Annotated in this window: 9 protein-coding genes; 1 reads left to right on the top strand and 8 read right to left on the bottom strand. The window is 59.5% G+C overall.

Translation table 11 applies throughout. From position 1 onward, the window contains the following. Positions 1-698 precede the first annotated feature (698 nt). Positions 699-2,285, top strand: coding sequence for an alpha/beta hydrolase (locus AC2FNJ_RS09270; protein WP_496763942.1), 1,587 nt, complete (start codon positions 699-701; stop codon positions 2,283-2,285). A gap of 41 nt (positions 2,286-2,326) precedes the next feature. Here the strand turns inward: AC2FNJ_RS09270 and AC2FNJ_RS09265 are convergent, their stop codons facing one another. From AC2FNJ_RS09265 to AC2FNJ_RS09230, 8 genes are all read right to left on the bottom strand, one after another. Next, positions 2,327-3,019: a Crp/Fnr family transcriptional regulator gene (locus AC2FNJ_RS09265; RefSeq protein WP_496763941.1), complete on the bottom strand. Its 693-nt coding sequence runs from the start codon at positions 3,017-3,019 to the stop codon at positions 2,327-2,329. A 178-nt stretch (positions 3,020-3,197) separates the two neighbouring features. Further along, entirely contained in the window at positions 3,198-4,058 is an 861-nt protein-coding gene (locus AC2FNJ_RS09260) for a transporter (protein WP_496763940.1), read from the bottom strand. Between the two features lie 40 nt (positions 4,059-4,098). Then, positions 4,099-4,632 carry a DUF1269 domain-containing protein gene (locus tag AC2FNJ_RS09255; protein ID WP_496763939.1) on the bottom strand — a complete coding sequence of 178 codons (534 nt, stop codon included), beginning with the start codon at positions 4,630-4,632 and terminating at the stop codon, positions 4,099-4,101. Between the two features lie 82 nt (positions 4,633-4,714). Continuing rightward, complete coding sequence (locus AC2FNJ_RS09250; protein ID WP_496763938.1) at positions 4,715-6,814, bottom strand: alkyl/aryl-sulfatase; 2,100 nt, start codon at positions 6,812-6,814, stop codon at positions 4,715-4,717. Positions 6,815-6,989: 175 nt separating this feature from the next. Continuing rightward, a complete protein-coding gene (locus AC2FNJ_RS09245; RefSeq protein WP_496763937.1) occupies positions 6,990-7,850 on the bottom strand; it encodes a hypothetical protein in 861 nt (286 codons plus the stop codon). Positions 7,851-7,862: 12 nt separating this feature from the next. Then, positions 7,863-9,551: a SulP family inorganic anion transporter gene (locus AC2FNJ_RS09240; protein WP_496763956.1), complete on the bottom strand. Its 1,689-nt coding sequence runs from the start codon at positions 9,549-9,551 to the stop codon at positions 7,863-7,865. A gap of 80 nt (positions 9,552-9,631) precedes the next feature. Then, on the bottom strand, positions 9,632-11,650 hold the full coding sequence (locus AC2FNJ_RS09235; protein ID WP_496763936.1) for an alkyl/aryl-sulfatase: 2,019 nt from the start codon (positions 11,648-11,650) through the stop codon (positions 9,632-9,634). A 245-nt stretch (positions 11,651-11,895) separates the two neighbouring features. After that, positions 11,896-12,732, bottom strand: coding sequence for an outer membrane protein (locus tag AC2FNJ_RS09230; protein WP_496763935.1), 837 nt, complete (start codon positions 12,730-12,732; stop codon positions 11,896-11,898). Positions 12,733-13,099: the final 367 nt, after the last annotated feature.

Raw genomic sequence — 13,099 nt, 5'->3', positions numbered from 1 at the left:
GTCGCTGGCAGCCGGACTTGATAATATGCGAATTTCGGGTGTGGCAACACGTGACAGAACCGATCAAAGTGTCGAATGAGCTTTTTGGGCCCACCACCAAGCCAACCAACCTAGCCTGGATCATGCTGCGTCAGCGAATGGCGGCTTCGGCGGGCCGAGCCGCGGCATTTCGGTCGAGTGGTAGACGGCAACTTTGGGCCGAAGAGCTATCAGATTCGACATAGAAGTTCCGTTCGACAACGGCGGTTGCGCCCTCCCGCAACCAAATCTCTCAAATAGCTCAGACGCTTAAGAGCCTCCCGAACGGGGGGCCTTTTGCGTCAACCGACATACGTACGTCCGACGCAACCGATCGAGACAGGCTCGTCAAAGCCTGCGCGAAAGTCAGGATACCTTTAGGGAATTTGGAATCCATGAAGTAGGCCACAGAAGGCAGAGCGAGCGTGGGAAAATGCGCAAACTCTTGACAGTTCATCAGCAGCGAATGGACACTTACACCTCGACTGGGTCGCGAGACCAGTTTGAAAACTTGACGCAGAATTTGGGGCGCGCTGCATGAGTGAAGTCGCACATTTGGTCTTCGATGGAAACAGCAGCTGTCGTTCATGTGTTCAGCCCAGGAACGCATCGGCGGCGGGACTTGGGCTCACTACGCTGTGAGACCGTTTCTGGCTCGCCTTTCCGGACTTGGCCTCTTCTTGGGGGCGATTTTCTTCGCGGCATCGCTTACGCCGAGCCTCGTGCCCAGGCCGCCGATGATCCAAGGCGCGCTCGGCGGTCTTTGTCTTGCAGCCGGTTATGGCATCGGCGTTGCAATCCAATCGATCTGGCGGTGGCTGGGGCTGCCGCGACCAGGTCTACTCAACAGGCAACCGATGCGCGCGGGCCTTTTTCTCGCTTGTGCGCTGATTGTTGGACTGTCTTTGTTGTGGTCGTCCGGGTGGCAAAGCCAATTGCGTCACTTGATGGGCATGGAGGACATCGACGGCGCCGGCCGTCTGACCGTTGTCGCCCTGGCCGTGATTGTTTTCTTGATTGTATTGGTCATCGCACGGCTTTGTGCCGCAACCGCTGGGGCAATTCTGACCAGGCTCGAAAGGCGCCTGCCGGCGAGGATTGCATTGATCCTGGCGGTTCCGGCAACTGCCACAGTGTTCTGGTCGATTGGCAATGGCGTTCTGGTGAACGGTGCCATGCGTGTCGCGGACTCCTCTTTCGCCGCGCTCGATCGCGTATTCGAGGAATCCAGCCCTCAGCCATCCGACCCAATGAAAACGGGCGGACCCGGCTCGTTGTTGGCGTGGGACGATCTTGGGCGAACCGGTCGCGCCATGATCGCCTCCGGGCCGGACCAGGACCGTATCGCCGCTGCGTCAGGATCTCCGGCATTGGAACCCTTGCGGGTCTACGTCGGGCTGAACTCTGGCGACAGCCCCGATGACCGTGCGCGGCTGGCATTGGCCGAACTTGTCCGCATCGGCGCCTTCGATCGGTCTTACCTGGTTATCGTCACACCGACCGGGACCGGTTGGGTAGATCCGGAAAGCCAGGCCGCATTGGAATTTGTGCTGAATGGAGATGTGGCAACGGTCGCAGTGCAGTATTCTTACCTCGCGAGCTGGATCGCTCTGCTCGCCGACCCCGATTATGGGCGAGACACCGCGAAAACCGTGTTTTCGCGAATATACGAGCATTGGACTTCGCTTGCACAGGAAAGGCGGCCAAAGCTGTACCTTCATGGTCTGAGCCTGGGGGCGTACAACTCGCAACTGAGCCACGATCTGTTTCAAGTCATATCAGATCCCTACGCGGGCGCCCTGTGGTCCGGTCCGCCGTTCGGAAGCAGCACCTGGCGGGACATCACACGGGCGCGCAACCCCGACACGCCAGCCTGGCTGCCCGGTTTCCGGGACGGTTCCGTGGTCAGGTTTCTGGGCTCCGATGGCAAGCAATCGTTGAAACCAGCGCCTTGGGGGAACTACCGGATAGTGTTCCTCCAATACGCGAGCGATGCCGTCACGTTTTTTGAGCCTTCGTCTTTGTGGCGCAAACCCGACTGGCTGAATGCACCGCTTGGCCCTGACGTTTCCCCGGATTTCACCTGGATTCCGGTCGTTACCTTTCTGCAGCTTGCATTCGACGTGATGTTCGCCGTCGCGCCGCCAGCGGGGCATGGGCACGTCTACAGTTTCCAAGACTATGTGGTGGCCTGGGCCGCACTTACGGATGCGCCGGGCTGGTCAACCGAGGCGCTGGATTCCCTTCGACGCAATGGCTGGGAATAGCGCGATAGTGCATCGTATCCCAGCCTGCCAAAACGCCACTGTCAGGGCGTATTGGCGACTTTTTCCAAGGCGTCCCGATCGAGGATTCGAATACAGCCATATTCCGTCCGCACAATTTTGGATTCGATCAGGCCGGCAAAGGCTCGGCGGAACGCCGCACGGCTCATCCCCGCCAATGCTCCGAGTTCCGATTGGGTCGCAGGCACTCGGCCGTCATCCGACGTGAGCCGCAGAAGCATGCGGGCAAACCGCGCGCGCGGAGGCAGCGCGATAACCTCGGAAAGAGCTTTGAGCGCAAGCATGGTGTTGGCATGGTTGAGTTTGAAAAAATACAGCAAATCCCGTGGGTTATCTGAAAGATGACTCAGAAGCGGGCGGGCTGGAATGACCAGGACGAGGCTGTCGACCCGAGCAACGACAGAAACACCGCGGCTCGTCTCAGACAAAAGGGCCGAGTCACCGATCCAGAAACCCTCATGAGCGCGATGTATGTTCACCATCTCGTCATTCGAGATGGGTATCGACACATCAAGCAGCCCTTTCTCAAGGCCGATGACAGCATTCGGCTCGTCGCCTACGTCATAGAGATTTGCCCCAGCAGGAAACGTTCGCCAACGGGCGAGCGCCATCATCCGGTTCTGGAATTCCTTTGGTTGCTCAGAGAGCCACCCCGTTCTCGACAAAGCGTGCGGCGCAAGCAAAGAACCGTTTTCGGTCGGTTGCGCATAGGACAAGTCCAGCCCCCCCCAAAAAAAGCCTCCAATACCTAACTGAGCACAGATAATTCGACTGGGCGAGATTTCAAAAAGCCGCACATGAGCGGTGGGCTTGCGTCAGGCAGAAAAAGCGCGTTTGGTGCGCGGCGCCTCACGCGCAGCCACATTGGCGTGGCAAACAAGTATCTGGATCGGATCAGTTGCGCGGCAGCAGGACCGTCATGCCAAACCGCAAGCCCCAATCCTCGGGTCCGTTGTCAGGTGCTTCCGCCCAATAGCGCACCCCGCCAAACACGCTCACCGGCAGCGGGCCGAGGCGGACGATTTTCGACACCGAGCCGTTGACCGGCACGGACCATTGCTCCCGCTCCCAGTCGTAGGAGCTTTCGCTGGTCAAGGTGAACGTCCACGCGTTTTTGGTCGTGTAGGAGGCGAAGGGTTGCACAAAGGACTGGTTTACATCCGCCCGATCGTCATCTCCAGCAAAGGACCAGATATGATTGGCGAGGCCACCAACGGTCCAGGGGCCACGCTGGACGAGAACAACACCTGTCGGGCCAGCCCCCCACTTCCCGGTTCCGAGAAGGTCATCGGTCGCTGTCGGCAAAAGAAACACCGGACCCACGCCCCAAACTACACCTCCGGAAGTCGGCGCCTTGGGAGAAAAGAAGAAACTCTGTACCGTATCGCCAAGGCCTGACACGGTACCGGTTCCCGGTCCGATGTCCTTCAACCTCACGAACGGAACGATGGTACGCGAAATCAGGTTCCAGTCGTCACCTATCGAAAAAGGGATGACAGGTTGGACATTGAGGACTTGGCGTTTGCCTTCCGAAGCAGGGCCCAAGCCTCGGTCGAAATTGAATTGAAACGGAATGCTGATGAGCGACGCAATAGGATTGGCAAGCTGCTTTGCAAGATCCTCGTCATCCTCTGCTGAAACAGGTTCCGAGTTCATTAACACAAGAAACGTGGCGCCCAAAAAGATGGCAGGGGTGCGAAACATTAATTCTCCTATAGGTGCGGTCGTTCCAAAATAGGTGCCCACCGTTTTCATGCGGCATCCGCGTTGCGCGGACCCGAAGCTTTGCAATCCGTCAGCCGGGCAAATGGTTGGTGGTGGAAACCGCTGCGATTTCTTCCCGCAGCCGGTCTTCTTGTTCCTTCGAGAGCGAGGTTTTCAGGACGCGCGGAGCGAACTCGGCCGTTTCCGCGATCACCTTGTCGGGCGTGGCCTTGGCCACAAGCAGAAACAGCGCCGATGTGCCCGGCTTGATCGTTTCGCCAAGCTCGCGGATGAAGCCGTCATCGATCCCGAAATCGGAAAGCCTGCCGCCCAGTGCCCCCATGGCGGCGCCGGCCAATCCCCCCATCGCCATGCCCGCAAGAGGATTCAGCATCAACAGGCCCGCAAGGGTGCCCACGAGTGCCCCCGTGGTCAGCCCCGACGACGCACCCAGCGCGGTCAGGTTCACGGACTGTTTGATTTGAATATCGCCGTCTTCGGGATGCACGACCACGCAGGCGTCGAGGAGATCGATGAGTTCCTGTTTCCTGAGTGCGCGCAACTTGGTGAGCATGGCGTCAGCGGTTTCCGTGCCGTCGAAATCGAGAACGACAAGATCAGCCATCTGTTTTCGTCTCCAGATTGATTTCCGTTCAGTGTTTCGCAGCGGCCCGCATCGCGAACAAATGCGCGGGCCGAGCACAGTGTCATTCCGGGATCGCGGCCCCGATATTTCCTTTGAAGGGTTCCGATGTCGGTATCTCGGCCGCGGCAGACGTGCCCGGCATGATCGGAAAGCGAGGATCGAAATCGACCATCAGACCGGCCAGCGTTTCGAGGATCGAGATATCGCCCTCGAACTGCGCCCGCCCGTCAGCAAGCAGCGCTTCGAAGCTGGCCTCGCCGGCCATTACGGTTTCAAGGTCGGAACGGTTGAGGGTCAACGTCAGGTCCGCATCGCCGGCCTGATGCCCGGCGATGTTGGTCAGCGTGGCGTTCGAGAGCTCGACCACGAAGGTTTCGCCATTGTCCGGGGTTGCCATGTTCATCTTGAAGTTCAGACCCTCGGCACGGCGGCTGTCCATCTTGATGGCGAGGAAATTCAGGAACAGTTCCGTCGACATCGCCCGGATCACGTCGGGGCTGGACGAGCTGGCCACCGTGCCCTGCGGGATGCCCGAACGCAATTCATAGGCTGCGGCGAGGAAACTGTTGCGCAGGCCCGGGTTTTCCTGCTGATAGCCGATCTGTTCGAAGGCGTCCGCCAGCGCCTCTTTCGCGTCGGTGTTGTCCGGTTCGGCATAGACCAGCTTGTCGAGGATCTCGGTGGCCAGCAGATAATCGCCCGCGTCATGCAGCGTCCGCGCCCGGGCCAGGATCGCATCGGCCCCGCCCATCATCTCGACATAGAGCGGGGCGCTGTCCTCGGGCGATTTCGGGATCAGCGTCGTCGGATTGCAGTCCCAGAAGCCGAGGAACCGCTGGATCACACCGCGCGCATTGTGCTCGGGCGACCCGTGATAGCCCCGGCAATGCCATTTCTGCTGAAGGCTTTGCGGCATCTTGTAGACATTGTGCACCTGGTTGATGGTGACGCCCTGGTTCGCGTAGTGCAGAACCTGGTTGTTCATGTTGGCATACAGGTCACGCTGGTCGCGCAGAACCTCACGCACCCGTTCGTTGCCCCAGCGCGGCCAGTGGTGCGACTGGAACATCACCTCGGCCTCGTCGCCGAAGAGATAGAGCGTTTCGTTTATGTATTTCGACCAGTTGAGCGCATCGCGTACCTGGGCTCCGCGCAGGGTATAGATGTTGTGCAGCAGGGCGGTGACGTTTTCCGCCATCCATAGTGCCTTCATCTCGGGGATGTAGGTGTTCATCTCGCGCGGCGCTTCGGTATTCGGTGTGTTCTGGAAGATCATGCGCACACCGTCGACCTCGAATTCCTCGATCGGGTCGGAGACGAAGCGCGTGGGCGCGATCAGGCCGGCCGACCCGGCCGGAATGCGGTGGCCGAGACCTTGGGTAACGAACCCATGCGGGCTCACCGGTAAGAGCAGCCCATACTGATAGAACAGTCGCCGGTTCATCGCGTTGCCGGCATAGACGTTTTCTGAAATCGTGAATTGCATGAAGTCGCGCGGCGCGATGATCTCGACCTTGCCTTCGGCCACTTCCTCGGGCGTAGTGATGCCCAGGACGCCGCCCCAGTGGTCGCCATGGGTGTGCGAATAGATCACCGCCTTGAGCGGCAGGCCTTCGCCGACATGCTCTTGGAACAGCTCCCATGCGGCGCGCGCGGTTTCGGTCATGGTCAGTGGATCGAAGACGATCCACCCGGTTTCGCCGCGCACGAAGGTGATGTCCGACAGGTCGAAGCCGCGCACCTGATAGATGCCCGGCACCACCTCGTAGAGGCCGAAGTTGTTGTTCAGCCGGGCGATTCGGGTCATCGAGGGGTGGATGCTGTCGAAATCGCCGTCGCCGTTCAGGAAATCGTATTCCGACATGTCGAAGGCGACGTTGCCGGCATCGGCCATGATCTGCTTGTCGGCCCGTTCCGCGATCAGGCCGCGCGCCTGTTCTTCCAGATCGCGGGTGTCGTCGAAGGGAAGCCCGGTCTTTGCCTCCTGAATCACCCGGATGGTGTGTTCCGAGGGGGCTTTGCCGCGCGGATGGAAATGCCCTTCAAGAGGCGCGGGCGAACCCTGGACCTGTGCCTGCGCTTCGTCGAAAATCGCGCCGCTCAACGCAAATGCCGCGCCGGTCGTCGGTAGGGATGCAAGAAAAGTACGTCGTGTGGTCATGGCCCAATCAGCTCCGGAGAAATTCAGATCATGGCCACAGACGGCACTGCGCCCACTCAGTGGAAATGTTAGCAGCTAGCCAAGCTGCAATTGCGACGAATGGCGCAGTTTGCCTGCAATCCACGCGGTCCGGGAGGTTGCCGATCAACGGAAGGGCACGGTCTTGGTCCTGCGCCTAATTCAAGGGCATTCGCCGTTTGATCCATCGCGAATACGGCATGGCAAGCAGGATTGCCAAAAGCGCATATGCCAGGATCGTTGGAATGGCGTCGACAGTGGTTGCCGAGGATTCCGCAACGTAGAGAGCGAGACCGAGGTTTCGTGCAACGGTTGCGATCGCAAGTCCCGCGCGACGGTCCTGCCTTGGACCCCCGAGAAGGTGGCCGGAGGCGAGCGCGACCGTGGCCAGGATGATGACGGAGGCGATACCGGTCCAGCCGATCAGGATCTTGACGCGCAAGTCCGGCACCAGAGCGAGCGCCAGCAAAACGGCCAGCAAAAATGCCACAAAAAGCCACTTGGTGGCGCGTGACAGCAGCGAAGCATGACGTCGCAGAACACTCGGGGCAAATCGTGCGAAGAGCCACCCAAGCGTCAGTGGAACGAAGGTCACGATCACGATCTGGCGGGCGACCTTTGCCGGTGCGACCGATCCGGGGGAGAGGTCAAGCGCCAAGTCAAACGCCGCGATTGCCGCCGGCATGTAGACGACCGCCAGCGCGGCGAGAGTCAGTTGAAGTGCCGAGACATAGGCCCGCTCTGCGCCCGCTGCTTCGGCGCGGCGCGTCGTCAGGGGCGCACCGGGCGAAGCGGCCAGCAGGACAAGGCCCATGGCCACCTCGGGCGGAAGGGACAGCGCCATTATCAATGCCAAGGCGGTCAATGGAACCACAACCAGCGCCGAGACCAGCGATCGCAAGAGTAGACCGGTGTCGTGAACAAGACCCCGCAGGCTGCCGGGCAGATGCCGAAGCCCGATGTCGAACATTTGGGCGAATACCACGATGCCGGTGAAGATCAGGACTGCGTTCGGCATCCGACACCCCGTTCAGCTATTTGTCGCATCATTTGACTGCGCCGTGTGCAGGCGCTCACGCGCCGCCGAGATCGCATCATTCAGCGCAGCCCCGAGTTCCGGGCGCTCTTGGAAGATGTTCTGACTTCCAAGACTTCGGGCGAGCCCGGTCCGTTGCAACTGACCCAGAAGCTCATCATTAACGCCGGTCAGCACGAGAGTTCCACCCGCGTCATGCAGTGCTTTTGCATAACGCTTCAGGAGCCTGATCACCGTGCTGCCGAGGTCATCGACATCACGCAGGATCAGGATCAGCGTTGCCCCCTTTGCGCCTTGCACGGACGGGAGCTGGGCTTCGAGCGCTTGCGCCGACGCGAAGAAGAGCGAGCCCCGAACCCGAAGCACCCGCACCTCACCGCTTCCAAGCGTTCTGGGGGCCGGCCTCTCGATCGGAAAACCGTTATCGACCAGCTCGAACTCGCGCACTTCCACACGGTTCGACATGCGAAGGATCTGCAATAGGAAAGACAGCGCCACACCCAACAGAATTGCGAACTGAAGCGGCAGGAACAGCGTTGCGGCGAAGGTCGCCAGCATCGCCGACCGGGCGGGCAAGCCTGTCGCCCAAACCGTGCGAATGGTGTCGGGCTGGATGTTCTGGAAGCCGACGACAAGAAGCAATCCCCCGAGCGCGGCCATCGGAACGAGTTTGACCAGATCAACCAACACCAGAACGATCAGCACGACGAAGGCGCCGGCGAAGATGTTCGACCAGCGCGACCGCGCACCGGCCTGAAAGTTGACGGCCGTGCCCGACATCGACCCGCCACAGGGGATGGCGCCGAAAGCGCCGGCGGCAAGGTTTGCGGCCCCCTGTCCGACAAAGTCCCGCGACGTGTCGGGAAACGTGCCGTCCGGATTTGGGTAGCTTTGTCCGACGCCGGCGCCCTGGATCAATCCGATCACGGCAATGGCAAAGGCGGGCAGAGCTATGGCTGGCAGATGTACCAAGTCGGGCAGAACAGGATAGGGAAGGTTTCTTGGAATGGTGGCTATGTCCGCAACCAGCACGGCGGTTCCGTCACCGGCGATCTGCTCCATTGCAAACGCAATGAAAGTTGTCAGCGCCAATGCCAGGATCAGAGAGAACTTGTGCGCCGGCGTGCGTTGGAAACCGAGGATCAGAATCACCGTCAAAACGCCCAAGAAGACGGTTTGCCCGTCGAGTACGCGCCAACTGAGCGCCGTGTCGGCCATCCTCAAAAGATGGTTGGGTTGCGAACTCGAAAAGCCGGTCAGGTCGGGCACCGAGCCGAACATGATCAGAAATGCTATTCCGGTAATGAACCCGGTCATCACCGCATTGGAAACAAATCTGATCAGGCGGCCGAGACGCAAAAGCCCAAATGCTATCTGAAAGATCCCCACCAGAAGCACGAGCGCAACGAGCGCGCCGAGTTTCTCATCGCCTTCAAAGGGCAAGAGCGCCTCACCAGCCGCCACCGAAAGCGCGCCCGTGGTCGAGACGTTCATGAAAACGGAACTGGTGAAGAGGGCTCCGACCGGCATCGCAACCATCAGCGCGTAGAGGCCAGCCACAGGATTAACGGTCGCGAGCACTGCGTTCGCCATACCCTGCGGAACATTCACAATTGCAAAGGTAGCGCCGGCGATCAGATCTGCCGCAACGTTCTTGCGCTCCAGCTTCAGGCCTGGGGGCATCTTCACGCCGTCACCTTCATTGGCCCGGAATCAACTTCAAAGGTGCAGGAACCAAGTCCGTCAGACTCAATGACATGGCTTCACTCCGGAACGACCTCTTTCATTTCCTCGGCATCGAACGGGTCGTGATCCGAGGCTTTCGACTCTTCCTGCCGTGTACCGGGAAAGATCTCGAAGGTCGGCGTGAAGTCCACAAGCATTCCCGCGAGCGTGCGCAGTATCGAAGGATCACCCTCGATCCTGGCGGTCCCGTCGGCGAGCTGGGCCTCAAGGCTCTTGGCGCCCATCAGGGTTTCGTCGAGGGCCGCGCGGTCAATCGTCAGCGTCAAATCCGCGTTGGGTGCCTGATACCCCTTGATGTTGGTCAGCGTTGCGTTTTCGAGCTCGACAATGAACTCTTCACCATTGTCCGGGGTTTTGAGGTTCATCGTGAATCGATGGCCTGCGGCCTTCGTGCTGTCCAGACGAATGCCAAGGAAGTTCAGGAACAATTCCGTCGACATCGCCCGCATGACGTCCGGGCTCGAAGTTTTGGGGATCGCCCCGGCCGGTATGCCGGACCGGAGTTCGAAAGCACCGGCCAGGAAACTGTTGCGAAGTCCCGGGTTTTCCTGTTGGTAGCCGATCTGCTCCAGCGCATCTGCCATCAGGTCGCGCCCCTTTTGGTTGCCCGGTTCGGCAAGAACTAGTTTGTTGAGGATTTCGACCGCCATCTTGTAGTCGCCTAAGTCATAAAGCACCTCGGCTTCGGAAATGACCTTGGCCGCGCCACCCATCATGCGCACGTAGACGGGCGCGGAGTCCTCAGGCGACGGGGGGATCAGAGTGGCGGGGTTGCAGTCCCAATAGCCCAGATAGCGTTGGATCACACCGCGGGCGTTGTGCTCCGGCGAGCCATGGTAGCCGCGGACATGCCAGTGTGACTGCAACTCATCAGGCACTGAATACACGTTGTGGATCTGGTTGATCGTCACGCCGTTGTTTGCGTGGTGCAAAACCTGATTGTGCATGTTCGCATAGATGTCGCGCTGTGCGCGCAGCACTTCCTGAATGCGGTCGTTGCCCCAGCGCGGCCAGTGATGCGCAGCAAACATCACCTCCGCCTCGCGGCCGAACCGGTACAGTGCCTCGGCAATGTATTTGGACCAATTCAGGGCGTCCCGTACGGGCGCGCCGCGCAAAGTGTAGATGTTGTGAAGGCAATGAGTCACGTTCTCAGCCATCCAAAGCGCCTTCATGCTCGGGATGTAGGTGTTCATTTCCGATGGCGCCTCCGTATCGGGCGTATTCTGGAACACCATCGGAATACCATCGACTTCAAACTCCTCGAATGCTTCGCTGACGGTTCGTGTCGGCGCGATCAATGTGACCGTGCCGCGCGAGGTGGCCTGGCCGAGGCCCTGCGTCACGTACCCGTAAGGATCGACGGGAAGGAGGATGCCATACTGATAGAACGCCCGCCGGTTCATCGCGTTTCCGGCGTAGACGTTTTCGGCCACCGTGTTTTCCATGAATCCCACCGGCGCGATGATCTCCACCTTGCCGGCACGAACGTCTTCCTCTGACACCACGCCTTTGATGCCACCCCAGTGATCGACATGGTTGTGCGAATACACCACGGCTGTGATCGGGAGATCGCCACCGACATGCTTGCGGAAGAGCTCAAGTCCGGCGCGCGCAGTCTCTGCCGAGATCAGCACGTCAAAGACGATCCAACCCGTCTTGCCGCGCACGAAGGTCATTTGAGAGAGATCGAAGCCGCGGATCTGGTAGATTCCGGGAATAACCTCGTACAAGCCGTAATCCTGGTTCAGTTTGGCCTGCCGAAGAAGCGATGGATGGATACTGTCGAACGCGTCGGATTCATCGATGAAATCGAACCTGGCCATGTCCCACGCATCGTTGCCAGCATCCGCCGGGATCTTCTTTTCATCCATTCTGGCGATCAATCCCCGCGCGCATTCCTCGAAGTCGCGCTTGTCATGGAAAGGCAGCGTGGACGCCGCGGCCTTGATCACGGCACGCGTGTGTTCTGTAGGCGTTTTGCCTTTGGGGTGAAAATGTGCTCGGTCGGTGCCATGAGAAGTGGTCGATGTCATGTGTCTGGCCCTGCAAATGAGTTTTTGTGATAGACGACAACACCGGCACTTGGGCCGATCCTCAAGTCGATCTCAGACTAGAGGCAGTATTGACGACTGTCGTTGGCGGATTGCGACGTATGGTGCAATTTCGGAGCGTTTAGGCGTTCATTTTCCGATACGCTCGCGGTTGTTCCAAAAACAAGAACAGGAGTGGCTACGGCCTTTGGAGTCTCGAGCCCCCGATCTCGGTGGCCACGTGACACTCAAAAAGAAGCCTGCACACCGATCATCGGGCCGCTTAGATCCAGGGTGACATCCCGGCCGCTGAACTCTTTCTTGATGGACAAGTGCCGGTATCCGAACTGAAGCGACCATGTGTCGTTGAACTGATACCCGGCCCCGGCATAGGCCTGCCACGAAAGGTCGGATGCGCCGCTGATGCCAAATCCGCCGACATCCGCAAAGGCGACACCGAACCAATCGTCCGAGATGTCGAACCGGACGCGAGCGCCCAGCAGCGGATCAACCCATGTATCCGAAAGCGAGAGTGTCGTTGTCGGGGCGATGTTGCCCGCAAGCAGCACGTCGATGCTTGCGTCGTTGTATCTGAATCCGACCCCTGTATCCAAGCGCAGGTCGGCTCGTTCCACGACACTGTAGGCGGCGTATGCGCTGAACAAGGTGAGACGCGTGTCAACCTCGGCTGAGCGAAACGCGACACCGAATGGTGCGTCTTGCGTTGATCCGAGATCGGTGTAGATCAGGTTTCCAATCAGCGCCCAGCGCCCGTTCCGCGCTTCGAAGCTGCCGAAAAACGCCATGTCCAGCTTGTCCCAGACTTGGGAGAAGTCCAGATCCGTTTCCACCGTACCAAATCTGGTCTCCACACTGCTTTCCAGGCCGGAAAACCATCCGGAAACGGAGGCCGTGTACTGCCACCGAGCGTCTTGGGCCGAAGCCGGCAAAGCCCCCATCGCGAAACAGATCGTAAGCGCCTTGCATTTCATGTGTCGGACCTCTTGTGGAGCGATTGATCGCGGCAATCGCGCGGGTGGAAGGAACCGGCCACCAGCAGCTGAAAAGGGCAGCCTATCGGCCATGACCACCGAACCGAGCAAAGGTGTCTGAGAGTCTTCGGGCGTGGTCGGTCACGCCGTCGGAAAAGAGCCAAGCGAAGCACGAAGGTTCAAATGCAGAAGCGATCCGGGTTCGAACGTATTGGTATGTCATCGCGAACACTTTCTTGACCGAGGCGAAGGGTTTCGAGCACCTTGAGCGTTGCGTCAATCCAACACACATCCGGCCGAAAGATTGCTGCAGACGCGACAATCTTTGGCAAATGAACCGCGCCCGTGGAATGTGATTTCACTGGCGCTGGGCCACATCGACCCACCAGGCGCAAGCCTGTTGTTTCGTGGCCAACTCGGTGAACCGCGAAACCGTGTTTGCGGTTCGGGCCAGTTTGTT

Source organism: Ruegeria sp. BHSB196, assembly GCF_059613135.1.
This window is presented reverse-complemented; position numbering and strand designations above follow the sequence as displayed.

Bases quoted from the DNA above. Each gene is read 5' to 3' on its own strand.
- AC2FNJ_RS09260 (WP_496763940.1), bottom strand. From the start codon at position 4,058: ATGAAAACGGTGGGCACCTATTTTGGAACGACCGCACCTATAGGAGAA.
- AC2FNJ_RS09255 (WP_496763939.1), bottom strand. From the start codon at position 4,632: ATGGCTGATCTTGTCGTTCTCGATTTCGACGGCACGGAAACCGCTGAC.
- AC2FNJ_RS09250 (WP_496763938.1), bottom strand. From the start codon at position 6,814: ATGACCACACGACGTACTTTTCTTGCATCCCTACCGACGACCGGCGCG.
- AC2FNJ_RS09245 (WP_496763937.1), bottom strand. From the start codon at position 7,850: ATGCCGAACGCAGTCCTGATCTTCACCGGCATCGTGGTATTCGCCCAA.
- AC2FNJ_RS09240 (WP_496763956.1), bottom strand. From the start codon at position 9,551: ATGCCCCCAGGCCTGAAGCTGGAGCGCAAGAACGTTGCGGCAGATCTG.
- AC2FNJ_RS09235 (WP_496763936.1), bottom strand. From the start codon at position 11,650: ATGACATCGACCACTTCTCATGGCACCGACCGAGCACATTTTCACCCC.
- AC2FNJ_RS09230 (WP_496763935.1), bottom strand. From the start codon at position 12,732: ATGGCCGATAGGCTGCCCTTTTCAGCTGCTGGTGGCCGGTTCCTTCCA.